This window comes from Streptococcus sp. 29892, from assembly GCF_032594935.1.
Lineage (GTDB): Bacteria > Bacillota > Bacilli > Lactobacillales > Streptococcaceae > Streptococcus > Streptococcus hyiners.
In genome coordinates this window covers 1,584,468-1,610,251 of the sequence record NZ_CP118734.1, presented here as the reverse complement: position 1 = coordinate 1,610,251, position 25,784 = coordinate 1,584,468, and the positions used below count along the sequence as shown (strand labels likewise).

20 protein-coding genes and 1 pseudogene are annotated in these 25,784 nt (G+C 43.3%); 20 read left to right on the top strand and 1 reads right to left on the bottom strand.

Annotated elements, in window-relative coordinates; translation table 11 throughout:
* Positions 1-62: 62 nt before the first annotated feature.
* From PW220_RS08060 to PW220_RS07985, 16 genes and pseudogenes are all read left to right on the top strand, one after another.
* Positions 63-3,935: an LPXTG cell wall anchor domain-containing protein gene (locus PW220_RS08060; protein WP_316716229.1), complete on the top strand. Its 3,873-nt coding sequence runs from the start codon at positions 63-65 to the stop codon at positions 3,933-3,935.
* A 181-nt stretch (positions 3,936-4,116) separates the two neighbouring features.
* A complete protein-coding gene (locus tag PW220_RS08055; RefSeq protein ID WP_172050022.1) occupies positions 4,117-4,998 on the top strand; it encodes a MetQ/NlpA family ABC transporter substrate-binding protein in 882 nt (293 codons plus the stop codon).
* A 78-nt stretch (positions 4,999-5,076) separates the two neighbouring features.
* On the top strand, positions 5,077-6,453 hold the full coding sequence (locus PW220_RS08050) for a M20/M25/M40 family metallo-hydrolase (protein ID WP_248054008.1): 1,377 nt from the start codon (positions 5,077-5,079) through the stop codon (positions 6,451-6,453).
* Positions 6,446-7,516: a methionine ABC transporter ATP-binding protein gene (locus tag PW220_RS08045; RefSeq protein ID WP_172050024.1), complete on the top strand. Its 1,071-nt coding sequence runs from the start codon at positions 6,446-6,448 to the stop codon at positions 7,514-7,516. The genes PW220_RS08050 and PW220_RS08045 overlap by 8 nt, the downstream gene beginning before the upstream one ends.
* On the top strand, positions 7,510-8,202 hold the full coding sequence (locus PW220_RS08040; RefSeq protein ID WP_248054009.1) for a methionine ABC transporter permease: 693 nt from the start codon (positions 7,510-7,512) through the stop codon (positions 8,200-8,202). The genes PW220_RS08045 and PW220_RS08040 overlap by 7 nt, the downstream gene beginning before the upstream one ends.
* 85 nt (positions 8,203-8,287) lie before the next feature.
* Complete coding sequence (locus PW220_RS08035) at positions 8,288-9,373, top strand: iron-containing alcohol dehydrogenase family protein (protein ID WP_248054010.1); 1,086 nt, start codon at positions 8,288-8,290, stop codon at positions 9,371-9,373.
* The gene (locus PW220_RS08030) at positions 9,366-10,307 is read left to right on the top strand and encodes an L-lactate dehydrogenase (protein ID WP_248054011.1); all 942 of its coding nucleotides are present in this window, start codon (positions 9,366-9,368) and stop codon (positions 10,305-10,307) included. Before PW220_RS08035 ends, PW220_RS08030 begins: the two co-directional genes overlap by 8 nt.
* A gap of 378 nt (positions 10,308-10,685) precedes the next feature.
* Positions 10,686-11,252, top strand: a pseudogene (locus PW220_RS08025) (agmatine deiminase family protein).
* A gap of 179 nt (positions 11,253-11,431) precedes the next feature.
* The gene (locus tag PW220_RS08020) at positions 11,432-12,136 is read left to right on the top strand and encodes a B3/B4 domain-containing protein (RefSeq protein ID WP_248054012.1); all 705 of its coding nucleotides are present in this window, start codon (positions 11,432-11,434) and stop codon (positions 12,134-12,136) included.
* Positions 12,137-12,424: 288 nt separating this feature from the next.
* Positions 12,425-13,186: an elongation factor Tu gene (locus PW220_RS08015; protein WP_248054013.1), complete on the top strand. Its 762-nt coding sequence runs from the start codon at positions 12,425-12,427 to the stop codon at positions 13,184-13,186.
* Positions 13,187-13,205: 19 nt separating this feature from the next.
* Positions 13,206-14,123: a glycine--tRNA ligase subunit alpha gene (gene glyQ / locus PW220_RS08010; RefSeq protein WP_024403586.1), complete on the top strand. Its 918-nt coding sequence runs from the start codon at positions 13,206-13,208 to the stop codon at positions 14,121-14,123.
* On the top strand, positions 14,123-16,159 hold the full coding sequence (gene glyS, locus PW220_RS08005; protein ID WP_248054014.1) for a glycine--tRNA ligase subunit beta: 2,037 nt from the start codon (positions 14,123-14,125) through the stop codon (positions 16,157-16,159). Before glyQ ends, glyS begins: the two co-directional genes overlap by 1 nt.
* Before the next feature lie 5 nt (positions 16,160-16,164).
* Positions 16,165-16,602, top strand: coding sequence for a hypothetical protein (locus PW220_RS08000; protein WP_316716223.1), 438 nt, complete (start codon positions 16,165-16,167; stop codon positions 16,600-16,602).
* A gap of 18 nt (positions 16,603-16,620) precedes the next feature.
* A complete protein-coding gene (locus PW220_RS07995; RefSeq protein ID WP_099833091.1) occupies positions 16,621-16,878 on the top strand; it encodes a DUF896 family protein in 258 nt (85 codons plus the stop codon).
* An 81-nt stretch (positions 16,879-16,959) separates the two neighbouring features.
* The gene (locus PW220_RS07990; RefSeq protein ID WP_248054016.1) at positions 16,960-18,039 is read left to right on the top strand and encodes a site-2 protease family protein; all 1,080 of its coding nucleotides are present in this window, start codon (positions 16,960-16,962) and stop codon (positions 18,037-18,039) included.
* Positions 18,040-18,575: 536 nt separating this feature from the next.
* Complete coding sequence (locus tag PW220_RS07985) at positions 18,576-19,700, top strand: aminotransferase (RefSeq protein WP_248054017.1); 1,125 nt, start codon at positions 18,576-18,578, stop codon at positions 19,698-19,700.
* 1 nt (position 19,701) lies between these two features.
* On the opposite strand, the gene PW220_RS07980 is transcribed toward PW220_RS07985, so the two are convergent.
* Positions 19,702-20,895 (bottom strand): DUF2974 domain-containing protein, encoded by a 1,194-nt coding sequence (locus tag PW220_RS07980; protein WP_248054018.1) that lies wholly within the window; start codon positions 20,893-20,895, stop codon positions 19,702-19,704.
* A gap of 135 nt (positions 20,896-21,030) precedes the next feature.
* Between PW220_RS07980 and PW220_RS07975 the strand changes: the two genes are divergently transcribed.
* The 4 genes from PW220_RS07975 (at position 21,031) to PW220_RS07960 (ending at position 25,558) form a co-directional block, all read left to right on the top strand.
* Positions 21,031-21,714: a response regulator transcription factor gene (locus PW220_RS07975; protein WP_248054019.1), complete on the top strand. Its 684-nt coding sequence runs from the start codon at positions 21,031-21,033 to the stop codon at positions 21,712-21,714.
* Positions 21,707-22,687 (top strand): sensor histidine kinase, encoded by a 981-nt coding sequence (locus PW220_RS07970; protein WP_248054020.1) that lies wholly within the window; start codon positions 21,707-21,709, stop codon positions 22,685-22,687. Before PW220_RS07975 ends, PW220_RS07970 begins: the two co-directional genes overlap by 8 nt.
* 98 nt (positions 22,688-22,785) lie before the next feature.
* Entirely contained in the window at positions 22,786-23,544 is a 759-nt protein-coding gene (locus PW220_RS07965; RefSeq protein WP_248054021.1) for an ABC transporter ATP-binding protein, read from the top strand.
* A 1-nt stretch (position 23,545) separates the two neighbouring features.
* Positions 23,546-25,558: an ABC transporter permease gene (locus PW220_RS07960; RefSeq protein WP_248054022.1), complete on the top strand. Its 2,013-nt coding sequence runs from the start codon at positions 23,546-23,548 to the stop codon at positions 25,556-25,558.
* The last annotated feature ends 226 nt before the right edge of the window (positions 25,559-25,784 follow it).

The window sequence follows — 25,784 nt, the reverse complement described above, 5'->3', positions numbered from 1 at the left end:
CGATATATACTTTTATATTTTAATAAAAATGTATATAATAAATTGTATATAAGGAGGATTATATGCTTAAGAAATGTCAAGAATCCAAAGGGTATGGAAGTATTAGAAAAGGTATTCATGGGGCAGTCGGAGTGCTGGCCCTAGGTTTGCTGTTTTCTACTACGGCTGTTGTCTATGCTGATGAAGTGAGTGAGAATACTCCCACAACAGCAAATTCTGAACAAGTTATAAATGCTTCAGAAACTGTTGAATTAACTGCAGATAATGATGTCGCAACATCAACTTCAACTGGAATTGTAGGAAACGAGGGAATTCTGGAGGTTGAAACCACGACAGCTACAAATTATCCGACAGTAGAAGCTGTTTCTTCGACTGATGTAGAAGGAAGTAATGCAAATGGGGAGTCAATTTCAACTACACCAGTTGCAAATTCGAATTTAACGACCAATATTCCATCGATGATCTCTACAGAAACAGATAGAGCTGCAGAGGTATTGGAAGACCGTACTGCACCAAAACTTGTCTCTTATACATTAGATAAAACAGAGTATCAGGCCGGTGAGACCGTAACCCTTACAGTTGAATCTGAGGATGCTAGCAATCTTTCCTATGTATCGGCAGAATTTTACTCCTCGGATGGAAGACAGAGTCTTTATTTTTCTTCCATCGAAGTCGAAAAATTAGCTAATGGCTTATATCGTTCAGTTTTAACTAGCTCCATTCCAGAAAATCGCCCGAGTGATATTTATAATTTAACACATCTATCTCTAAGAGACGAGATTGGTAATATTGTTTATTACTATGATTCTTCCAAATATTCATTGGCAGAACATACATTTGAACCACTCTCGATGACGGTTACTGGTACAGTGACCGACCGCACTGCACCAAAACTTGTCTCTTATACATTAGATAAAACAGAGTATCAGTCGGGAGAGACCGTAACTCTAACAGTTGAATCTGAGGATGCTAGCAATCTTTCCTATGTATCGGCAGAATTTTACTCCTCGGATGGAAGACAGAGTCTTTATTTTTCTTCCATCGAAGTCGAAAAATTAGCTAATGGCTTATATCGTTCAGTTTTAACTAGCTCCATTCCAGAAAATCGCCCGAGTGATATTTATAATTTAACACATCTATCTCTAAGAGACGAGATTGGTAATATTGTTTATTACTATGATTTTTCCAAATATTCATTGGCAGAACATACATTTGAACCACTCTCGATGACGGTTACTGGTACAGTGACCGACCGCACTGCACCAAAACTTGTCTCTTATACATTAGATAAAACAGAGTATCAGTCGGGAGAGACCGTAACTCTAACAGTTGAATCTGAGGATGCTAGCAATCTTTCCTATGTATCGGCAGAATTTTACTCCTCGGATGGAAGACAGAGTCTTTATTTTTCTTCCATCGAAGTCGAAAAATTAGCTAATGGCTTATATCGTTCAGTTTTAACTAGCTCCATTCCAGAAAATCGCCCGAGTGATATTTATAATTTAACACATCTATCTCTAAGAGACGAGATTGGTAATATTGTTTATTACTATGATTCTTCCAAATATTCATTGGCAGAACATACATTTGAACCACTTTCGATGACGGTTAATAGTGTTACTTCTGGTTCAGTCTTGATTCATTATCAACTTGAAGATGGGACTGCCATAGCTGAAGACAAGAGAATTTCAGGCGTAGTGTCAACGTTAGCATTGGGTTCGGAAGAACCAGTTGCGACAGGGATTACATACGATACTAGTGGCGAAGCTCCATTACTTCTGAACGGCATGGATGGTAGGCAATATTATAAGGTTACAGTAGATGGTGTAGAGCAGGGGCTTTTGAAAGCTGGTTTGACGGAAATAACCTATACTTACACACCATATTTGGTATCTACAAAGCAGGTTGAAAAGAAAACAGGTAAGGTGATTGTCCAATATCAGACTAGGACGGGGCAAACGCTTAAAGAATCAGTTGAAGCTGTTCCAGAGACATTGATTAGTTATCGTGAAAAGACAATTTATGCAGATGGATCAGAGATCTTATCAGAACTGATTCAAAGCTATCCAACTTTCTATGTCTATGATTATCAAGTGCAGACAATTGAGCAAAATGGCAATCTTTATAGATTATCTTATGAAAACCAACCTTCTCTCTATGGTGAACTAGTAGAAGGCGATACGGTATTGACCCTACAGTATATTCCGATTCCTACATTGGAATCCCTGACATTTGATAAGGAGTCTTACCAGCCTGGGAACAAACTGACTGCTAGTTTTGTGGTTTCGTCTGAGGAGGAAATGGAGCGTATTTTCTTTGGTCTATCTGATAAAAAATTAACTAGTCAGTATGTGCTTAGAGGAGAGAGTAATAACCCAATCAAGCTAGTGGATGGACTATATCGCTTTGATGTAACTGTACCAATAGCTAGTGATTATCCTAGGTCAGACTTATCTTTAGATTTTGTTTATTTGAATGCTAAAAACGCAAGTTCATCAAATAGCCTTTCAGAACCTGAAATTATTCAAAATATTACTACCCAAGCTATCGTCAACTCACCTAATATCGTTACTGATTTTACCGTACCTAAGTTTATTGAGTTAGAAACTAGTCGAAATGAAGCTAAACAAGGTGAAACAGTTGAAGTGGTACTTTTAGTGGAAGATGATTCAAATATCGCATCTGTTAATCTCGGATTTGAAAGTGAGTCAGGAACACTCCGATTTGGCGAAAATATTACCAATATTGAGCAATTGGTGGGTAATAAAAAAAGGATAACTTTATCGGAAACAATTCACTATTCTTATTCGCCAGGTCAATATGAGCTGAAGTATTTATATCTGACAGATATTTATGGCAATACGAGTTATTTATCTACTGTTGATAGTTTGCCTGCGAAATCCATAGTTGTCAATCAGTCTACTGATATAGAGAATTTATATCCAGTTGTAGAAACGACAGTGGTAACCAATATTGAGGTTGTTGAAAAATCAAGTGGGCAAGTACTCATTCGCACGAATTTCCATGGTGAAGACCATGAGGCAATGAAACAAGTGATTCGTGAGGCAATTTCAGCATTTGAAAAAAAACATGGTGTAACATTTGACTTAGTTGGTGCTGGGGGGACCCAAATCTCTTCAAGGTCAGTTACTGTTGGAAATCGAACTCAAACTGAGGTAATTCGATCATACCAGCAACTAGTTGTAAACACATCGGATACTCCTCTGCCTGAAATTGAGAAAAGACTTCTACCAGAAGGTGTGATTTATGAGAATTCAACTATAAGGCAAGCCTTATATACTATTCAATTTAAAGATGGGGAATCAACTGTTAAAGAGAGTCGCCGAGTTGCAAACTCCACAATTGATAGTATCATTCGTGATGAAAGCAATGGTATTGATGAGAAGGCATATTATTTTGAATCTGTTGAGGTAAGTCAAGGTTTCACTACAATTTTTAGTAGCGACTTGAATTATAATGGTCCCTTTTATGAAATTATTGTCAATTTGAAATCAAGCTCGAATGTAGGCGATTCGGAATCAATAACTTCACCGGTCACTGTCTCTCCAACCTCCCCAATCGAGGTAGAACCACCAATTACTAAGATACCAACTTCTTCAACTGAAGTAGACTCACCAGTCAGTGAGACGCTAACTTCTCCAACTGAGGTAGCACCACTCGTTGCCGAGATTTCAACTAAACAAACTAAGTTAGAACAGTTGGTGACCGAGGTGTCGCCCCTATTGATAAAGAATAATACTCGTCAAGAGGCTATTTCTTCAGCAACTACTGTTTCGGAACAAAGAGTAGAGGATAAAAAAACAGCTATATCTACCTTACCAAGCACAAATGATCAGCAGTCCAGTCTTCCGTTATTAACAGGGCTTACCCTGCTTAGCCTAACAGTAGCAAGAAGGAGAAGAGCTGGTAAGTGAGAGGTCAAAAAAAGGTGATAATAAAAAGAGGGGTTCCCTCTTTTTTATTATAAATTCTTATAATTGCAAGGGTATTTGTTATAGCTGAAACTTATAATATTCTATAAAAAAAGCCAATTAGTCAGATTGTCTTTTCTGTGTTAAGATATATTCAGTTCAAAAAATTAAGGAGATATTTTTTATGAAATTAAAAAAATTGTTTAGTTTAGCAGCAGCTGCCTTGTCAGTAGGTGTTCTTGCTGCGTGTGGTTCAAATTCATCAACAACTACTGAATCATCTGCAGATACAACAACTCTTAATGTTGGTATCATGACACGTAACGCCTATACGACAGAAGTATGGGATAAGGTAACGGAGTTGGCAGCAGCTGAAGGTGTAACAGTTAAGTTGACTGAGTTTACAGATTACTCACAACCAAACAAGGCTTTAGCAGAAGGCGATGTTGATGTCAATGCTTTCCAACACATCTACTTCTTAAATAACTGGAATAGTGAAAATGGTGGTGACTTGCAAGTAGCTGGTTACACATTGTACAGCCCAATTCGCTTCTATTCAGGTGTAGAAGGTGGCAAAGACAAGTATACTTCGATTGAAAGTATTCCAGAAGGTGCAGAAATTGCAGTTCCAAACGATGCAACAAACGAAAGCCGCGCCCTCTTCTTACTTGAATCAGCAGGTTTGATTGATTTGGAGGTGGCTGATGGTGAATTGGCAACACTTTCTCACATTAAATCAAATCCAAAGAATATCACCATCACAGAATTGGATGCAAGCCAAACAGTACGTTCGCTTGAGTCAGTTGACGGTGCAGTTATCAACAATAACTACGCTCAAGAAGCAGGACTTGATACTTCTAAAGCTCTTTACATCGAGCAAAAAGGTGCCGATACAGAAGTATGGTACAACGTTATTGCAGCGCAAAAGGATTGGGAAAAATCAGACAAGGCTGATGCTATCAAAGTCTTGATTGCATCATATAACACTGATGAAGTAAAAGAAATCATCGAACGTGCTTCAAACCAAACAGACTTTGCTATCTGGGATGAAGTTTCAGCAGAATAATAGTTTTTAGATAGGAAGTAAAGAAGCTGCAAACCCTTGTTTCAGCTTCTATTCCTGTTTTTAGAGAGGAAAGTCAAAATGGCATTTTTGTCAGAGAAAGAACAAATTGGAAAATTTTGGCAGGATGCCGTTGTCCAGGAGGATTTGAAGCATCTGAAGGCCTTGATTGGCAAAAAATCGATCTTTGCTCAACAGATTGGTCTGGAAGAGGTGGCTGACTATCTTCAAGAGATCTTTGAAGAGGCAGGAGCCCATGTCTTGGTTGATAAGTCATTCGCAGCTCCCTTTGTCTTGGCAAGATTTGCAGCAGATAATCCTGAAGCTAAAACCATTATTTTCTACAACCACTACGATACGGTTCCAGCTGACAGCGACCAAATATGGCTCAAAGGTCAACCTTTTGAATTGACCCTGACAGAAGACAGCATGTATGGTCGTGGGGTGGATGATGACAAGGGACACATCGTGGCCCGTCTATCTGCTGTCAAAAAATATTTGACCAAGCATGGCAATCTTCCAGTCCATATCATTTTTATCATGGAAGGGGCTGAGGAGTCTGCTTCGGTGGATTTGGACAAATATCTGATCAAATACAAGGACCAGCTTAATCAGGCAGAACTCTTGGTTTGGGAACAAGGTATCCGTAATAAGAAGGACCAGCTGGAAATCGCTGGTGGGAACAAGGGGATCGTGACCTTTGATGTCTCTGTCAAGAGTGCTGATTTGGATATTCATTCTTCATTTGGTGGTGTAATTGATTCAGCAGCCTGGTACTTGTTGCAAGCTATTTCTAGCCTGCGTGAACCAGATGGTCGTATCAAGGTTCCAGGGATTTATGATAAGGTCCAAGAACCGAATGAGCGTGAAATGGCCTTGGTAGAGGAATATGCCTTGGTCAATGCAGATAGTTTGAAAGAAATCTATGGTTTAAGTCTGCCGCTCTTGCGTCAGGAACGCAGAGAACTCTTGAAACGTTTGTATTTTGAACCATCTATTACCATTGAAGGTTTGTCCACAGGCTATCAGGGGCAGGGAGTCAAGACCATCATTCCTGCCAATGCTAGTGCCAAGATGGAGGTTCGTCTGGTTCCAGGTTTGACGCCTGAGGGTGTTTTAAGGGCTATTCGTACCTATCTGGTAGACCAAGGTTTTGACCAAGTTGAGGTAACCTTTACCCTGGGGGAAGAATCCTACCGTTCAGATATGTCTGCACCAGCTATTATCAAGGTCATCGATTTGGCTAAGTCTTTTTATCCCCAAGGGGTTTCGGTACTACCGACCTCACCTGGTACAGGTCCCATGCATACTGTCTTTCATGCCTTAGGTGTTCCCATTGCTGGATTTGGTTTGGGACACGAAGGTAGTCGAGACCATGCGGGTGATGAAAATGTGAAGATTGCAGACTACATTGCACATGTTGAATTAATTGAGGAGTTGATTAAAGCGTATGAGTAAGGAAATCATTAAATTAGACAATATTGATGTTACTTTCCGTCAGAAAAAACGGGAGATTACAGCGGTCAAGGATGTCAGCATCCATATCAATCAGGGAGATATTTATGGCATTGTGGGCTATTCAGGGGCTGGTAAGTCAACCTTGGTTCGTGTCATCAATCTCTTGCAGGTGCCCACAGGTGGCAAGATTACGATTGATGATGATGTAATTTTTGACCAAGGAAAAGTAACCTTAAGCCCAGCCCAATTACGGGAAAAACGCCGTGATATCGGTATGATTTTCCAGCACTTTAATCTGATGGCACAAATGACGGCAGCAGAAAACGTTGCCTTTGCCCTTAAACATTCAGGTTTGAGCAAGGAAGAGAAGGCTGAAAAAGTCAATCGTTTGCTGGAATTGGTGGGATTGGCGGACAGAGCTGAAAACTACCCTGCCCAATTGTCAGGTGGTCAGAAACAACGGGTGGCCATTGCGCGTGCCTTGGCAAATGATCCGAAAATCTTAATTTCAGATGAATCAACCTCTGCCTTGGATCCTCGTACAACCAAGCAAATTTTAGCTCTCTTACAGGAGTTGAATGAAAAACTTGGATTGACCATTGTCTTGATTACTCATGAGATGCAGATTGTCAAAGATATTGCCAATCGTGTGGCTGTTATGCAGGATGGTCGCTTGATTGAAGAGGGCTCTGTCCTTGAAATCTTCTCGCATCCAAAAGAAGAATTGACTCAAGATTTCATCAAAACAGCAACAGGAATTGATGAAGCTTTGGTGAAGATTTACCAACAAGGAATTGTGCAAAACTTGCCAGGGAACAGTCTATTGGTACAGCTCAAGTATTCTGGAGCCAGCACCGATACAGCTATCGTCAACGACCTCTATAAATTTTATCAGGTATCTTCCAATATTCTTTATGGAAATATTGAGATTTTGGATCACACACCAGTTGGTGAAATGGTCTTGATTTTGTCAGGTGAGCCAGGAAATATCCACCGAGCACTTGAAGCTGTAACAGAAGCCCATGTTGAAGTAACGATTTTGAAAGGAGAACAATCATGTTAGAATGGATTGAAACCTATATGCCCAACGTATACAGAATGGGTTGGGATACGCAAACAGGTTGGTTGACAGCCATTAACGCGACTATCTACATGACAAGTTGGTCATTCTTATTTGGTGGACTACTGGGTTTAATTACAGGACTTTTGTTGGTTCTTACAGCCCCAAGAGGTGTTTTGGAAAACAAGTATGTCTTTTGGATTTTAGATAAGGTTGCATCTCTCTTTCGTGCCATTCCCTTCATTATCCTTTTGGCCTTCTTGAACCCTGTCACCCGTGCCATCGTGGGTACAGGTATTGGTGCCAAGGCAGCCTTGGTTCCTTTGGCTTTGTCAGTCTTTCCATTTTATGCCCGCCAAATCCAGGTTGTCTTATCTGAATTGGACCGTGGCGTGATTGAAGCGGCTCAGGCTTCTGGGGCAACTATTCCAGATATTATTGGGGTTTATTTGCGCGAAGGTCTTCCAGATATCATCCGTGTGACAACCTTGACTTTGATTTCTCTCGTTGGTTATACAGCCATGGCAGGAGCGATCGGTTCAGGTGGTCTCGGAAACGTAGCGATCTCCTATGGATACAACCGCTTCGCAGATGACGTTACCTTGGTGGCGACCATTCTTATCTTGGTGATGATTTTTGTCATCCAGTTTGTTGGTGATTTCCTTACGAAAAAAATCAATCATCGCTAGAACATACCGTTAGAAACAAAGACAAGTGGAAGTTTGACCGTGTCTTTGTTTTTTACTATACTAAACTAAAAAGGAGTGATCGATTATGGAATTTGAAAAATTAGTACGTGGCGAGCCTGGTCAATATGTAGCTTCCCAAGGCGCCTTAAAGGAATTGTCTGCTCGGCTAGCCCTTTTCCAACGGCCTGTGATTGTGACGGGGCAAAAAGCCTATGCTGCCTTTGTCAAGCATTTTGGCAAGGAGACAGACTGGCCAGTGCTTTTCTATGACCGTACGGCTAGTCATGAGGACATGGACCGCTTGGCAGCTCAGGCTGGTCAGCTTGGGGCAGATGTTATCGTTGGTATCGGTGGTGGCAAGGTCATGGATACGACCAAAGGAGTGGCAGATAGGCTTAATATCGAGGTCGTACTGGTGCCAACCCTGGTTGCCACCTGTGCTTGCTCGACACCGCTCCTAGTAGCCTATCATCCCGACCATAGTTTCAAGTCTATTGATTACTGCCAGCGGTCTGGTTTTATGACGGTGGTGGATTATGATCTGCTGATTGATGCTCCGAAAGAATATTTGATCAGCGGAATTTCAGATACTTTGGCCAAATGGTATGAGCTGGAAGCCATTCATCGTGGGAAGAAGCGGCAAGAATTACCAGCCATGGTACAATTGGCCTTGGCAACAGCTCAGGTCAGTCAGGACATTCTCTTGCATGATACGGAGGCAGTCCTTGAAGCAGCAGATAGAAAGCAGGTCACGCCAGCCTTTGAACGCATGGTGGATACAGTCTATGCGGTAGCTGCCAATGTCGGCTGTCAAACCAGTGACTATGTGTCAGGAGCCCATGCCCTTCATAATGGGCTGACAGTCTTGCATGAAACCCACCAGATTGCCCATGGCTTAAAGGTTGCCTATGGAATCTTGGTTCAGCTCTGTCTGACAGGGGATGAGGATGAAGTCCGTAAACTCCTGCCTTTCTATCAGAAAAACGGCTATATTTACCGATGGGACCAGTTGGGAGTGACAGAAGACCGCCTGACTGCCATGCAAAAAGTGGCCGAAAAGGCCACCGTTCCAAGAGAGAGCTATGTCAATATTCGAGCGGATATCACTGCAAATGAGGTAGTTGTAGCTATGCTACGTCTAGAAGAAGTTGTGGAGGAAGTCTATGGCTAGAAAAATTGGGATTATTGGCTTGGGTCATGTTGGAGATACTCTCTTGCATGACTTAATCGCAGGTCAGGTTTTTGATGATTATGTGGTGATTGACAAGGACGAGAAAAAGTTGGCAGCGGATGTGCTGGATATGCAGGACCGCGTTGCCAACACAGGTCAGTTTGCTAACTTCATCCTCAACGATTACGCGGCTCTGGCGGATGCAGATATTGTGGTATCTAGTCTTGGCAAGATCAACCTGCAGGGAAATGCAGCCAAGAGCCGTTTTGCAGAGCTGCCCTTCACCAGTCAAGAGGTCAAGGAAGTGTCAGAAAAGCTGGTTGCGTCTGGCTTTTCAGGCATTCTCCTCGTCATCACTAACCCAGTTGATGTCATCACCCAGCTCTATCAGACCTATACAGGTTTCCCAAAAGAGCGGGTGATTGGCACGGGGACCTTGCTGGATACGGCTCGGATGAAGCGTGCGGTGGGGCAGCGGTTTGGGCTTGCCCCGACCAGCATCTCAGGCTATAATCTGGGTGAGCATGGCAACTCCCAATTCACCGCTTGGAGCCAGGTGCGGCTTGGTCAAACACCCATTCAGGCCTTGGTGCCAAAAGAGGAACTGGACCAGCTAGCCGAGGAGGCACGAGTGGGCGGCCACACGGTCTTCTTCGGTAAGGGTTACACCAACTTTGCCATTGCAGCTGCGGCAAAGACCTTGATTGAGGCGGTTTTGTCCAATAGCAGAGCAGTCCTGCCAGTTTCCCACTACCTAGCAGCCTATGGGACCTACCTAGGCTACCCAGCGACAGTGGGGCGGAGCGGCATTGAAACCACGGTGGACCTAGACTTGACTCAGGAAGAATTGACCTTGCTAGACTGGTCTGCCACCATTATCCGCGAGCGAGTTGAAATCGCTATGAGTGGGGACTGGGAGAGTTTGATTTTGTAAATTGAGCCGAAAGGCTCTTTTGTATTACACATTCGGCAAATCCATTTTTCTGTGCTATACTGGTTTCAGAAAAGGATCGGAGATGAAGCGATTAACAAAAGGGGGTCTTGCCTTGAAAGCGATAATGAGTTTGACGGCCTATAGCTTGACTGGACCAACAGAAGAGGGGGACACAGACTAGCTATACCTTTCCAGCAGAGGAAGAACAACATGTGGGGACTTGGCTGACTTGGCCCCATCAGCATACCTATGGAAAGCCTACGCCCAGGCTGAACAAGAACAGGTTGGTCAGTTATTGGAGAATGAGGGAGTGGATTTATCTCAGGTTGATTTTGTCCTTGCTCCGTCAGATGATGTCTGGGCTAAGGATACGGGCCAATGTTTGTCTTTGATGAGAAAAATCAGCTACACATTGTGGATTTTTCCTTTGACGGTTGGGGTGAGAAAATGGCCTATCAGCTGGATGATGCTTTACCTAAAGAAGTGGCTGCTGCAAGAGACTTTGATATCCTAGATGTGCCTGACTTTGTTTTGGAAGGCGGGTCAGTGGAGCTGGACGGTAGCGGAACAGCTATGTTGACCAGAAGTTCCGTTATCAGTACCAACCGCAATCCCGATATGAGTCAAGAAGAAGAGAAAGCTATATGAGGCGTTATCTGGGGGCGACAAACCTTTATTTGGCTGGACGGGGTGAACAATGAGGATATCACCGATGCTCATATTGATGGTTTTGCCCGTTTTTACAATGATAGGACCTTGTTGCCCGTGAGTGACGAGAATTTTTACGATCTTTTTGAAGGGATTAAGGCAGAGGATTATCAGGTCTTACAGTCCGCTAAAAATGCCCAAGGGCAAGACTATGAAATCATTGAATTTCCCATGACGGCTGAGAATGTGACTGGTCTGGACTACAAGGGTTCTTATTTTGAATTTCTAAGTGGCTAATCAAGTTATGTTTCCCCATATTCTGAGATAATGTTTGACATTCTCTCTGGGATTTTATACAATAACGTTAATTAAATAAACACTGCCACCGGGTAGTCATGCAACAGCATTTTATGAACATCGTTAGGTCCTAGAAGATGTTCGTAGGGTGCTGATTTTTGTATAAAAGGAGTGAGAATATGTCACAATTTATTGTTGATTCATCGTTTTGGAATTTATTTCCAGATGCAAAAATCGGAGTGCTATTATTGAAAGGGTATAAAACGCCGGCGCAATCGCCTGATGAATTAGTGAAATTACTGGAAGAAAGCAACGGAATTGCCCAGAAATTTCTTACGGAAGATACCTTTAGTGAGAATGAGGTCATTCGTACATATCGTCAAGCCTATCAAAAATTTAAAACAAAAAAAGGCGCACGTTCTAGTATTGAAGCACTTTTGAAGCGTTCAACTAGTGACCGTCCAGTCACAACAATTTCTCCATTAGTGGACATTTATAATGCGGCAAGCTTGCGTTTCGGTCTTCCATGTGGTGCTGAAGATTTAGATACATTTGTAGGCGATCTTCAACTAACGGTCACTGAGGGTGGAGATGAGTTTTATCTGATTGGTGATGAAACCAATAATCCAACTCTACCAGGGGAAGTTTGCTATAAGGATGATAAAGGAGCGGTTTGTCGCTGTTTCAACTGGCGCGATGGTGAGCGGACCATGATTACAGATAGCACGAAGAATGCTTTCTTGGTTATGGAACTGGTCAATTCTGATAGAGTAGAAGATTTGGAAAATGCCCTAGATTTTATCAGTCAACAGGTAGAAAAATTCTTGGGAGTAGTACCAGAAAAATATCTATTGGATTACAACAGTCCTACTATGGGTTTATAATCGGATAAAATAGTGCTCTTTCTGGACAAAATATTCTTTTTCTGCTACAATACTAAGCATGAAAGAAGGTTGTTTCAAAAGCCTGTCTAGCGAGCTTGGGAGAGTGGAAGCCAAGCCAGTCTTGAAATAATTGGCGCTTTCCCAGTCGTGACCTCATCCGACTACTTATCAATCATATAAATGAAGTAATAAATTAGGGTGGAACCGCGTTCTCAACGCCCCTATGTCTGCTGACAGGGGAAGAGAATGTGGTTCTTTTTCTGTTTTGCCAGAGATGAAAGAGAGGATATGAAGAATTTTTATCTAGTGGATAGCCAAGAACAGCTGTTTAACTATCAGCAATTTGTCTTGAAATACGAGGCAAAATGGCATGACTATATCCATTTTCTAAGGAAGGAATATCAAGTTCGTGATTTGCCCCAAGCCCTTATCTGGGCAAATGAAGAAGCCGCAAGAAAATTACTTGTCCAAAGTCCCGTACCAGCCTACACTAATGATATCCGCATGGTCATGACACCAGACTTAGCAGTTTGGAAAAAGATTTACCAGCATCAACTAGATAGCTACGAGAACAGCCCAGACTTGCAGACACTGAGTGCTCACTACAAAGGTTTGTCGGAAAATCATCTGTTGCAAATTATCGGTCATGAGCTGGCGCATTGGTCAGACCTTTTTCTGGATGACTTTGCGGACTATGATGCAAACATCTGGTTTGAAGAGGGCATGGTCGAGTACATCAGCAGACAGTATTTTTTGACAGAAGAAGAGTTTGCTCAAGAGCGGTTCTGTAATCAGCTCTTGGTTGACCTCTTTCAAGAAAAACACGGCTGGCATTCCTTGGATGCTTTTGGAAAATCCACTTACGAAGGAGATTACGCGAGTATTTTTTACGAGTACTGGCGAAGTTTTCTCACCATTGACCAGTTAGTAGAGAAAGTAGGTTCGGTCCAAGCACTTTTTGAAACCTATCATAAATGGGCGCAGTCAGACCAAAGCGTTTCGCTACTCAACTGGTTTGTGCAGGAAGAATTATTAGAAAAAGAAATTTAAAAAGAAACAGGAGTAACTTATGGCAAAAAAACTTACATTTCAGGAAATCATCCTGACCTTACAACAATTTTGGAATGAGCAAGGCTGCTTGCTCATGCAGGCCTATGATACGGAGAAGGGTGCGGGTACCATGAGCCCCTACACTTTCTTGCGAGCTATTGGTCCTGAGCCTTGGAATGCGGCTTATGTGGAGCCAAGTCGTCGTCCTGCGGACGGTCGTTACGGGGAAAATCCAAACCGTTTGTATCAGCACCACCAATTCCAAGTGGTTATGAAACCATCTCCTTCTAATATCCAAGAACTTTACTTGGAATCTTTGGAGCGTTTGGGCATCAATCCTTTGGAACACGACATTCGTTTCGTTGAGGATAACTGGGAAAACCCGTCAACAGGTTCAGCTGGTTTGGGCTGGGAAGTCTGGTTGGACGGTATGGAAATCACGCAGTTTACCTATTTCCAACAGGTTGGTGGTTTGGCGACAGGTCCTGTCACAGCTGAAGTAACTTATGGTTTGGAGCGTTTGGCTTCCTATATCCAAGAGGTTGACTCTGTTTACGATATCGAGTGGGCAGACGGTGTTAAATACGGTGAAATCTTTATCCAGCCAGAGTATGAGCATTCAAAATACTCCTTTGAAGTATCAGATCAGGATATGCTCCTTGAAAACTTCACTAAGTTTGAGAAAGAAGCAGAGCGGGCTTTGGAAGAGGGCTTGGTTCACCCAGCCTTTGACTATGTACTCAAATGCTCTCATACCTTTAACCTGTTGGATGCCCGTGGTGCCGTGTCTGTAACTGAGCGTGCAGGCTACATTGCCCGTATCCGTAACCTTGCCCGTGTCGTTGCCAAGACCTTTGTGGCAGAGCGGAAAAAACTTGGCTTCCCACTTTTAGACGAAGCAACACGAGCAGAATTGTTGAAGGAGGATGCAGAATAATGACAAAGAATTTACTTGTTGAACTTGGTTTGGAAGAAATTCCTGCCTACATCGTAACCCCAGCCATGCACCAGTTGCGTGACCGCATGGCGACTTTTTTGACAGACAATCGCTTGGCTTTTGACAGCATTGATGTCTTTTCAACGCCACGCCGTTTGGCTGTTCGTGTGCGTGGTTTGGCAGACCAGCAGACTGATCTTACAGAAGATTTCAAGGGTCCTGCTAAGAAGATTGCCTTGGATGCAGATGGAAACTTCACTAAAGCTGCAGAAGGCTTTGTCCGTGGCAAAGGCTTGACGACAGCTGACATTGAGTTCCGCGAGATCAAGGGCGAAGAGTATGTCTATGTGACCAAACATGAAGCTGGTCAGCCAGCTAAGGCAGTTTTGGCGGGCATTCCAGAGGTCTTGAAGGCTATGACCTTCCCTGTCAGCATGAACTGGGCGTCCAACAAATTCGCCTACATCCGCCCTGTCCACACCTTGACCGTTCTCTTGGACGATGAAGCATTGGCTATGGACTTCTTGGACATTTCGTCAGCTCGCATCAGCCGTGGTCATCGTTTCCTTGGAAATGAAACAGAGATTGCAAGTGCAGATTCTTACGAGGCTGACTTGCGTGCACAGTTTGTCATTACAGACCCCGCAGAGCGTCAAAATATGATTGTTGAGCAAATCAAGGCTATCGAGGACAAACACAATGTGACAGTTGAGATTGATGAAGATTTGCTCAATGAAGTTCTCAACCTGGTCGAGTACCCAACTGCCTTCATGGGTTCTTTTGACACTAAATATTTGGAAGTACCAGAGGAAGTTTTGGTTACTTCTATGAAAAATCACCAACGTTACTTTGTGGTGCGGGATAAGTCTGGTAAACTCTTGCCAAACTTCATCTCCGTCCGAAACGGTAACGACCAACACCTTGACAATGTCATCAAAGGAAATGAAAAAGTCTTGGTGGCCCGTCTGGAAGATGGCGAGTTCTTCTGGCGTGAAGACCAAAAACTCAAGATTGCTGACTTGGTAGAACGCCTCAAAGTCGTGACCTTCCATGAGAAAATCGGCTCCCTTTACGAGCACATGGAACGCACCAAAGTTATCGCAGAAAAACTGGCTGACTTGGCAGGCTTGACTGCGGATGAAAAAGCAGATGTGGCGCGTGCGGCGGACATCTACAAGTTTGACCTCTTGACAGGCATGGTTGGCGAGTTTGATGAATTGCAAGGGATTATGGGTGAGAAGTATGCCCTTCTTGCAGGGGAAAAACCTGCGGTGGCAGCAGCAATCCGTGAGCACTACTTGCCAAACTCAGCAGAAGGCGAATTGCCTGAAAGCAAGGTCGGTGCGGTATTGGCACTGGCTGATAAATTTGATACCCTCCTATCCTTCTTCTCAGTTGGCTTGATTCCGTCTGGTTCAAACGATCCTTACGCTCTTCGTCGTGCGACACAGGGGATCGTTCGAATCTTGGAAGCATTTGGTTGGGAAATTCCATTGGATGAGTTGATTGCGGAGCTCTACAGCCTAAACTTTGCTAGCTTGACTTACGACAACCAGCCAGCTGTGATGGACTTTATCCGTGCCCGTGTAGAGAAGATGATGGATAAGGCCATTCCGAAAGACATCCGTGAGGCTGTACTTGCCAGCTCAACCTTTGTGGTCAGACTACAACTGGCAGCCAGCTCTGCTATTTTCCAAAAATCAAAAGAGGCTGACTACAAGGAAGCCGTGGAAAACTTGTCACGGGTCTTCAACTTGGCTGAAAAGGCAGAGGCGACTGTCATTGACGAGGCACTCTTCGAAAACGACCAGGAGAAAGCCCTTGCTGCTGCAGTGGCAGGCTTGGAGTTGACGGAAGACATGGCGGGCAACCTGGACAAGCTCTTTGCTCTCAGCCCAATCATCGCGGCCTTCTTCGACAACACCATGGTCATGGCAGATGACGCAGCAGTCAAAGCCAACCGTTTGGCTCTACTGAAATCCTTGGCGGATAAGGCAAGTGCCGTGGCGGTCTTCAATCTCTTGAACAGCAAGTAGGTAGTATGTCTCTTTTCAGAATTATAGAGTTGTATGTTATCATTCCTTTGCAAGCTTTGGCGATGATTGTTTTTATAGTATTCCTTATTCGTTGGATGTGGCGAACATCTAAGATAGAAAAGGGTAATGCTAAACCTGCTATTCGCAAAAAGTCCAAACAGAAACTTTGTACTGCTGAAACGCAAGGGCGTTTTATGAGGCAACTACGTTTTAAGAAGAATTATGTCTATGTTTATGCTTATGATGTGGATGGAAAAACCTATGAAATTTATGATGTTATAATTTATAAGATAGGTGAAGTTATTAAGTTAGGTCCAATTCCGGTTAGTTATACAGGCAAAAGACAATTAGAGAATGTTGATGTGGTGAGAATTGCCTATAATCCTCTGATGCCACAGGAAGCGTATTTACCGGACAATCAAGGGAAGTGGACCGTGTTTTAAGAGATAAAAGGAGTTATTATGGAACAAGCAAAAATCGATCGCATTAACGAACTGGCCCGCAAGAAAAAGGCGGAGGGTTTGACAGAAGCGGAGTTGCAGGAACAAGCGGCTCTTCGTGAGGAGTACATCGAGGGCTACCGCCGTAGTGTGCGTGCCCATGTCGAAGGTATCAAGGTCGTCGATGAGGATGGCAATGATGTGACGCCTGAAAAACTCCGTCAAGTCCAACGTGAAAAAGGCTTGCACGGACGTAGCTTGGACGACCCTAATTCCTAAGAATAAGGTTGCTAAAAAAAACAAGCAAAGACTAGGTTTCCTAGTCTTTGCTTGTTATACTATATAAAACGGAGGTTTGCTATGAAAAAAGTGTGGAATTGGTTTGTTATAGGTGTTTCTGTTCTTTGTGGTTTCGCGAGTGCCATGTATTCGACTTATGGGATGGCTCAGCTGTTACCAGAAAATGATTCCTTCCATGGATTGTGGGTGTTTGGTCTAGGTTATGTCTGGTTTCTAGGTAGTTTTTACCTGACTCTCATTCTCCATGAATTGGGGCATGCCTTCTTTGGTTGGTTGACAGGTTTTGATTTGGTGGCACTTGGCTTGGGTAATCGCTTGTTGGTCAAGACTGACCAGGGCTGGAAATGGAAGAAAACCGTGATTGTGCAAGGGGCAGCTGCTCAGTATATCGGGGTCAAAAAAGATGAGAATGACCCTCGGGCAATTTTGATGTTTGCAGGTGGCCTGATTGTTCATCTTGTTCTAGTCTTGCTTTCTGCTTTGATGGGAGTTTTGACGGGGAAGTGGGGGCTACCATTATCGCAAATTCTTCTCAATCTATCTTTATTCATTCTCAATGCCAACCCCTCTGGTTTCTTGGATGGTGCTAAGATACAAGAATTGCGTGCTCACCCTGCCTACAGTCGGCTGACCTATCATGCCCTTCGTCATACAGCTCAAGCATTGGTGGATCCGACTGCGGCTAACTTGAGTGATTTTATTTTGGAGCTCCCAATCTTGCCTGGTCATTTGCCACAAACACATTACCTCAACTGGACAGAATTCTTGATTTTTAAGGGAGAGTATCGACAAGCTCAAGAGCGCTTGGAACAATTGATCGCCACATCAGATAATGATTACATTATCAAAGCAAGCAAGCTTATTTTGTTGGAAGTTTATATCTTGCAGGGGTTGGAAGATGAAGCTAGGGAGTTGGGGCAGGACAAGCAAGTCAAGTCCCTGCTCAAGTACCCTATGGGGAATTACCAAGTCATTGCGGCTCTCTACCATCAGCGAATTACGAAAGATAACAAGGCTTTGAAGAAATCACTGGCTCAGGCTAAAAAAATGCTACCCAACAGCCCGCTCTTGGCTGATGAGCAGGGTTATTATAGCAAACTCTTGGCGGCAATTGAGTCGGAAAGTCAACTGTCAGAGTAGAATGTTTTGTTCTGTGATTGAAATGAAATATATGCCAAAATACTTAAGGTAACAAATGAATAGGAAGGTTGGTCATGAAAAAATTTGTATATGCCTTCTTGGTGTTTGCCTATCTTCTCTAGCTTGTTCTATGCTTATCCTTTTTTTTTATCGTCTCTCTTTCCATCCTATTTACGGTGAATATTGGGCTTGGTTTTAGTTAGCGACTACATATGGATGTCAGGCAGGATGGAAATAATCCTTTATTGCCTATTTCAATGTAAAATAGGAGGGACCAGTTGCCTTGGGAATTTGTTTTCTTGGAGGGCTCTCTAATGTCGGATAGAAGATTTGAGATGTTTTGATTTGCGTCATTTATCTCATGTTTGTATTTTGCCTACAAGTTGTACAGATTCGGTTCCCGCGAAAATCCTATTTTATCACTAGTTTATCATCTATTCTTTTACTTAGAAGAAATTGGTTTTTTTGAATATTTATACGTTTTATGTGAGAATGTGGTACAATATAGACAGTAAAAAAATGAAGTTGGAATAAAAATGAAATTACCACGTTTCGGTGTTGAGGAGTGGCTAAATGTCCACGAAACCAGCGCCACTTATGACATTGCAGGAGTGTCCATTTCTGCCTTAACCTTAGATGAATTATTCGCCTTGTCGGGTACCAATCCTGAGGATTTTTATAAAAAATTGCAGGGCACCAAGCTCAACTATGGCTGGATAGAAGGCTCGCCAGCATTTAAAGAGGCTGTCAGCCAGCTCTACGAACAGGTCAGTCCCGAACAAATTCTCCAAACCAATGGGGCAACAGGGGCCAACTTGTTAGTTCTTTACAGTTTGATTGAGCCAGGTGACCACGTCATTTCTCTCTACCCGACCTACCAACAACTCTACGATATTCCAAAGTCCTTAGGAGCAGAAGTAGATTTGTGGCAGATTGAGGAAGAGCATGGCTGGTTACCAGACTTGGAAAAACTGCGTCAGCTCATCCGTCCTAACACTAAGATGATTTGCATCAATAATGCCAATAATCCAACTGGTGCAGTCATGGATAGGGCTTATTTGGAAGAATTGGCGGAAATTGCTGGTGAAGTTGGAGCTTACATACTCTCGGATGAAGTCTATCGTTCTTTTTCTGGACTGGATGTGCCGTCTATTATTGATGTCTATGACAGGGGTATTGCGGTTAATAGTCTGTCTAAGACCTATTCTCTGCCAGGTATTCGTGTCGGCTGGGTGGCAGCCAATCTTGAAGTGACAGATATATTGAGAGATTATCGGGACTACACTATGATTTGTGCAGGTGTCTTTGATGACATGGTGGCCCAACTCGCGCTGGCATCTCGCCAAGAGATTTTGAAGAGAAATCGGCGCATTTTAGAAGAGAATTTAGCAATTTTGGACCAATGGATTGAGAAGGAACCCTTGGTTTCCTATATTCGACCAGCGGTCGTATCTACAAGCTTTGTCAAGATTGCAGTGGATATGCCTATGGAAGAATTTTGCTTGCAACTCTTGCAAGAACATGGTGTTCTTCTAGTACCTGGCAATCGGTTTGATCGTGATGGCTATGTCCGTCTGGGCTATGCCTGTGAAAAAGTAACCTTAATTAAGGGCTTGGAAAAGCTATCTCAATTTTTAAGAAGATTCGATAACAAAAACTAGTTCAGTCACCTGAGCTAGTTTTTGAGTTATCTGAATGATCCAATTGGAAGAGTTTGCGCCAGTCTGGCAGAGAAATGTCTGGACTTGGAATGGAGGTGTTAACATGCTCTTTCCATATTTGGTAGCGTGTATCGAAGAGTAGCCGAATGAGTTTGTCCATCATTTCAGCTTCTTGAGGAGAAAATTCTTTCCTTAATCGGTCCATTTCCTGTAATTTTTGTAGGGGATTGACAGTTATGTCGCTGAAACGCTCAATACCTGCCTGAATGAAAATACCAAAAAAGAGGTCAAAGAATTCTTTTAATTCTTCATCCGTCAGGCTGGCAGTCCAGGCTTTTAGGGTTTGGTCGGTTTGGAGGCTGTCATTGGTCAGGGTGGGGGCTGACTTGAAATCCTGTCCCTCGATTTCCCAGGAAAAGCTGATGTGTTGTAAGATACCGAGGGTATTACTTTGTACGATTTGGGCGTTTTTAGGTGTTTCCAACATCATTCCTACAATAGAATTTTGAGGAATGATAGGGTGGATACGGTCTTGGATGTTTCTGTAGCCAGGGGCATCTAAATGTTTTTTATGGAGCCCGGGTGCGTCAAAGGAGTAAATAGCAAGGATGCGTTCTTGCAACTCAGGAGCTTGCTGGCTAGCAGCATAAAGGGCTAAATTTCCACCTTTGGAATGTCCTGATACATAGAAATTCCCTATTTGACTAGACATTATGTTCTCCAGATAAACACCTGCAGAACGCTGGGCAGGAATTTCATCCATATAGGTCATGTGGAAGTCTTCCTTCCAACCGATGATAGTGTCATCAGTCCCACGAAAAGCTGTCAAGATGGTCTGTCTATCTAGGCGATAGCTGATAGCGGAGAATTGTTGTTCTTGGTCCAACTGATAGTCGTCAACGAAGCCAAATGCCTTGATAGACTTGAAGCGTATGGATTTGGCTAGAAGGGCAAATAAGGCTAGGCGGTTTTTGGTCACCATAGAAAAGGGTGGGAAATCATTCTGATAGGTGGCCTCAAACTGCTCTGCCAGATGGTCCAGCCGGATGCCAGTTTCTGTAAAGGAAGCGGGAACCAGTCTGTCAAAAGGGAGGTAGGAAAGCTCGGTCAGGGCCAAAATGTCCAGTTTGTTGAGGGGCTGGTCGTAAAAGCTGTCATATTGGGTATCTTCAATGTAGTTGAGTAAATTCGGCATGGCAATCCTTTCTTTTTTCTAGTATAACGAAATATGTGTGGAAAGACAAATCTGGGTTGGAAATGTAGAAAATCCCCCTTTTTTACTGAAATTTAGGCTATAATAAATAGTATATAGTAAGAGAGGGAAAATGTTATGCAGAGAATTCTTCTGGTTGAGGATGACCGAATTATTAGTCAATTAGTTGCTAAGAATCTTACAAACTGGGGTTATCAGGTTCAAGAGGTCCAAGATTTTCAGACGGTGTTGGACCAAATAAGCGATTTTCAGCCCCATTTGATTTTGCTGGATATTGGTCTGCCGTTTTTCAATGGCTATTACTGGTGTCAGGAAATTCGCAAGACATCCCGTGTGCCCATTATGTTTCTGTCTTCCCATGACCAGCCCATGGACATTGTCATGGCAATCAATATGGGGGCGGATGACTATGTGACCAAGCCCTTTGAAATGACGGTGCTTTTGGCTAAAATACAGGGGCTTCTCAGAAGAACCTATGACTTTGTCGGAGAACAAAGTGTACTCTGGTTTGAGGAGATTTCCCTAGACCTAAAGACCATGCAGGTGTCCTATGGACAGGCTGTAGAGGAATTGACCCGAAATGAATTTCAGATTTTACGCGTTTTATTTGAACATGGTAAGGAAGTAGTCAGCCGCGAGGAGTTGATGAGAGAACTCTGGAATAGTGATATTTTTGTGGATGACAATACTTTGTCGGTTAACATCGCTCGCCTGCGTAAAAAATTGGCAGAGCTGGGCCTGCCTGACTTAATCATGACCAAGAAAGGAGTAGGCTACGGCCTGGTGTGGACACATGAATAAGGAAATGTTACCTGATTTTCTAACTTCTTGGCTCCGTCATCGTTGGCTATTTCTGGTCAGCTACTGTCTTTTTGCCACGACCATTCTGGCTTATAGTGGGCTCTTTGACATCCAAAGAAACCTGGTTTTCTACGCCCTCACCTTGCTCACTATCTGCTGGCTCCTCGTCCTCCTCTGGGATTTTATCAGGGAATTTTCCCGCTTTGGAAAAATCTGGCGTGGTCAAAAAGTGGCTACTGGGACAGCCAGTGAGCGTTTGTTACTGGAGAAGGTGGAGCGACTAGAAGTCCAGAACAAGCTCTTGATTGAAAAACAGCGTCAGGAACAGACAGAATTAGATGACTACTACACCCTCTGGGCCCACCAGATGAAAACACCAATTGCAGCCAGTCAGCTTTTGGCCAAGGAAGTAGATAGTAGTTCAGTCCGTCACCAACTGGAATCAGAACTCTTCAAGATTGAGCAATACACAGGTCTGGTCTTGAACTATCTCCGTTTACAGTCCTTTCATGATGATTTGGTTATCGAAGCCGTCAATTTGGAAGAGTTGGTCAGAAGTCTGGTCAAGAAATATTCCCTCTTTTTCATTCAGGCCAATACTAGCTTGGACTTGGGTCAGCTGGATAGGCTCGTTAAGACAGACAAGCGTTGGCTGGGTCTCTTGATAGAACAAATTTTATCCAATGCCCTCAAGTATTGTCAGGGGGGAAGCATCTCGATTTTTCTGGACGGGGATGATTTGGTCATTCGTGATACAGGAATAGGGATTGCTGAGAGCGACTTGGAACGGGTCTTTGAGCGTGGTTTCTCAGGTTTCAATGGCCGCAGAACCCAGCAATCTTCGGGGCTGGGTCTCTACCTCTCACGGAAAATTGCTGCGGAGCTGGGCTATTCCCTAAAGCTAAAATCAAAAGTGGGTCAGGGGACAGAGGTGCGAATCGGTATCAAAGAAGTGGAGTTGATTTTTGACTAATCTTACAAAACTGTCACGCAAATGAAAGCTAGGGCTATGGCAGACTGTCGGAGGATGAGCTAGAATGGGGGTAGAAAAAAGAAAAGGAGGTTGTAGTAATGACACTCTTAGATGTACAACACGTTCAAAAGATATACAGTTCTCGCTTTAAGGCGGGTCAGGCTGAGGCTTTGAAGGATATTCATTTTACAGTGGAAAAGGGTGAATATGTCGCTATTATGGGTGAGTCTGGTTCTGGAAAATCCACCTTGCTCAATATTTTGGCAACCCTTGATAAGCCAACGCAGGGTCAGGTCTTGCTTAACGGATTGGATACCCAGTCTATCAAGAGCAAGGAAGCGGCAGCCTTTCGTCGGGAGAAATTGGGCTTTGTCTTCCAAGATTTCAATCTCTTGGACACCCTCTCTGTTAAGGACAATGTGCTTTTGCCTCTGGTTTTATCCCGTTTTCCGATTGATGAGATGAACAAGCGACTCATTCATACGCTTAATAGCCTGGGAATTGCGACCTTGCAAGACAAAATGCCCTACGAGATTTCGGGTGGTCAGCAGCAACGGGTTGCGGTGGCGCGTGCCATTATTACTCAGCCAGAAATCCTCTTAGCGGATGAGCCGACTGGAGCCCTCGACTCCAAATCAACGGCAACCCTTCTCGATATCTTTGAAAAAATCAATCAAGAAGGACAAACGATTCTGATGGTAACCCACTCGACAGCGGCAGCCAGTCGTGCCAAACGGGTCCTCTTCATCAAGGATGGCATCCTCTACAATCAAATATACCGAGGTGAGAGAACCAGTCAGGAAATGTATCAGCTGATTTCAGATACCTTGACACTTATGGCGAATCGAGGTGAGTAGTATGTTTGGACTAACTGTTCGATTGGCTCTGACCAATCTAAAAAAGAACCGCAGGCTCTATTTTCCCTATGCCCTGATGACCAGCTTGTCCACTGCCATTGCCTATATTTTCACTGCGCTTGCCTTTCATCCTGATTTAGGTCAGGTCAAGGGAGCCAATGGGGTAACCATGGTTTTGGGCTTCGGTATGATTGTAGTCATGTTGGCAGTTGCCATCATGGTCTTCTATGCCAATAGTTTTGTCATGAAGCAGCGGTCAAAAGAGTTCGGTGTCTATAGTATCCTAGGCTTGGAGAAAAAACACCTTCTCTTGATGACTTTTCTAGAAAATCTAGTTTTTGCAGCCAGTAGTATTTTGACAGGCTTGTTGCTGGGCTTGGCTCTAGATAAACTCTTCTATGCACTCCTGCTCAAGGCCATGCAGATGCCTGTGGTTTTGGCATCAACTTTTCAGCTAAAAACCTTGGGTATTGTAGTTGCTTATCTCTTTGGTATTTTCGCCTTGGTCAGCCTTTTTAATATTGGGAAATTGGGCTTGACCGACTCACTCAAACTGGTTCAGGGCAAGAAGCGTGGGGATAAGAAATCAGGCTTCCTCTGGCTACAGACCCTCTTAGCTATTATTTTACTGGGGGCAGGCTATACCATTGCCCAGCTAGTGACCAATCCCTTTCAGGCGGTTCCGAGTTTCTTTGGAGCGACTCTTCTGGTTATCTTTGGGACCTACCTGCTCTTCCACGCAGGTGTCATCAGTCTCTTAAACTGGCTAAAACAGCGTCAGACCTATTATTATAAGCCAGATAATTTCATTTCTGTATCCAACTTGATTTTCCGTATGCGGAAAAATGCTCTGGGTCTTGCGACCATTACCATCCTCTCTAGCATGTTCTTGGTGACCATGGTTGGAGGACTCAATATTTACATCGGTGGCAAAGATTATATTGCCAATCAAAATCCAAATGACTATTCGATCGATGTTGGAATGCAACCAACCACTTCAAAAGCTCAAACGGAGAAGTGGGAGGAGTGGGCGGAAGCTATTTTAGAAGAGACAGATATTCCTGTTGAAAGTAAGGTAGTCTATCCTTACCAGCAAGCCTATTTTTCTGAGGTGACAAACCAGCAAATAAAATTTTTGACGGATGAAGAAGCTGCTGGTATGGATTTCTCTGACCGATTGGGGATCGGTTTTGTCCTTAATCAAGCCAGCTATGAAAAGATGACGGGAGAAAAACTCCAGTTGTCAAGTGATCAAGTAGCCATTTATAGTAAGGGAGTCCAGTATCAAGCTGGTCAAACCCTCACCTTTGATGAAAAGGAAATGGAAGTTGTCCAAGTCTTGCCCAAGAATGTGACTTTAGGACATCTACCAGATCATGGTTCCTTCCTTCTCAGCCAGTATCTGGTCATTGTTGTTCAAGACTTGACAATATTTGAAAATCAAGCCGAAAATCGCTATTATATGGGCTTTGAAAGCAGTCTATCAGAAGCAGAGCAGGTAGATAGCCATGACACCTTTTTATCAGGAAGTTTTGAAAGTGAGCTTTGGGAGTCCAATATATTACAGAATGGAACGAACGCCATCAGTCTCGCCTACAGAGCTTATGCCATGCGTGGTTTCTTCAGTTTTGCAGGCTCACTTTTCTTCATCGGCCTCTTGCTATCACTCATCTTTTTGATGGCGGTGGTGCTGGTAATTTACTTCAAACAAATTTCAGAAGGCTATGAAGACAGAGATCGCTTCGTCATTATGACCAAGGTTGGTTTGGATGAGGATCAGACGAGACAGTCCATTCGCAAGCAATTGCTGACCGTCTTTTTCCTACCTATCCTACTTGCCTTTGTTCATCTTGCCTTTGCCTACAAGATGCTATCATCCATTCTTTTGTCTATCGGTGTGGTCAATGCAGGACTTATGTTGCAGGTGACTGCAGGCATCTGTGGTGGCTATCTCCTCCTCTACCTAGTGGTCTATGCTATCACGACACGGTCTTACAAACAAATTATTTCCTAAACTTGGGGCAACCCAAGTTTTTTATGTGTTTTTAGATATGTTGCTACCGTAACTTTTTATTTCCAACCTCCAACAATTTCTCAGATTGTTTGGACACAAACTGCGTTTGTTTTATTTCCCACCTTCAACAGTCTCTCCCCAGACTGTTGAAGCAATCTATCACTGTGCTGAGATGTTGACGCAAACTTTTAGAAGTGATGTTTTTTTGAATAGTTTTCACTATTTT

Bases quoted from the DNA above. Each gene is read 5' to 3' on its own strand.
- PW220_RS08060 (WP_316716229.1), top strand. From the start codon at position 63: ATGCTTAAGAAATGTCAAGAATCCAAAGGGTATGGAAGTATTAGAAAA.
- PW220_RS08055 (WP_172050022.1), top strand. From the start codon at position 4,117: ATGAAATTAAAAAAATTGTTTAGTTTAGCAGCAGCTGCCTTGTCAGTA.
- PW220_RS08050 (WP_248054008.1), top strand. From the start codon at position 5,077: ATGGCATTTTTGTCAGAGAAAGAACAAATTGGAAAATTTTGGCAGGAT.
- PW220_RS08045 (WP_172050024.1), top strand. From the start codon at position 6,446: ATGAGTAAGGAAATCATTAAATTAGACAATATTGATGTTACTTTCCGT.
- PW220_RS08040 (WP_248054009.1), top strand. From the start codon at position 7,510: ATGTTAGAATGGATTGAAACCTATATGCCCAACGTATACAGAATGGGT.
- PW220_RS08035 (WP_248054010.1), top strand. From the start codon at position 8,288: ATGGAATTTGAAAAATTAGTACGTGGCGAGCCTGGTCAATATGTAGCT.
- PW220_RS08030 (WP_248054011.1), top strand. From the start codon at position 9,366: ATGGCTAGAAAAATTGGGATTATTGGCTTGGGTCATGTTGGAGATACT.
- PW220_RS08020 (WP_248054012.1), top strand. From the start codon at position 11,432: ATGTCACAATTTATTGTTGATTCATCGTTTTGGAATTTATTTCCAGAT.
- PW220_RS08015 (WP_248054013.1), top strand. From the start codon at position 12,425: ATGAAGAATTTTTATCTAGTGGATAGCCAAGAACAGCTGTTTAACTAT.
- glyQ (WP_024403586.1), top strand. From the start codon at position 13,206: ATGGCAAAAAAACTTACATTTCAGGAAATCATCCTGACCTTACAACAA.
- glyS (WP_248054014.1), top strand. From the start codon at position 14,123: ATGACAAAGAATTTACTTGTTGAACTTGGTTTGGAAGAAATTCCTGCC.
- PW220_RS08000 (WP_316716223.1), top strand. From the start codon at position 16,165: ATGTCTCTTTTCAGAATTATAGAGTTGTATGTTATCATTCCTTTGCAA.
- PW220_RS07995 (WP_099833091.1), top strand. From the start codon at position 16,621: ATGGAACAAGCAAAAATCGATCGCATTAACGAACTGGCCCGCAAGAAA.
- PW220_RS07990 (WP_248054016.1), top strand. From the start codon at position 16,960: ATGAAAAAAGTGTGGAATTGGTTTGTTATAGGTGTTTCTGTTCTTTGT.
- PW220_RS07985 (WP_248054017.1), top strand. From the start codon at position 18,576: ATGAAATTACCACGTTTCGGTGTTGAGGAGTGGCTAAATGTCCACGAA.
- PW220_RS07980 (WP_248054018.1), bottom strand. From the start codon at position 20,895: ATGCCGAATTTACTCAACTACATTGAAGATACCCAATATGACAGCTTT.
- PW220_RS07975 (WP_248054019.1), top strand. From the start codon at position 21,031: ATGCAGAGAATTCTTCTGGTTGAGGATGACCGAATTATTAGTCAATTA.
- PW220_RS07970 (WP_248054020.1), top strand. From the start codon at position 21,707: ATGAATAAGGAAATGTTACCTGATTTTCTAACTTCTTGGCTCCGTCAT.
- PW220_RS07965 (WP_248054021.1), top strand. From the start codon at position 22,786: ATGACACTCTTAGATGTACAACACGTTCAAAAGATATACAGTTCTCGC.
- PW220_RS07960 (WP_248054022.1), top strand. From the start codon at position 23,546: ATGTTTGGACTAACTGTTCGATTGGCTCTGACCAATCTAAAAAAGAAC.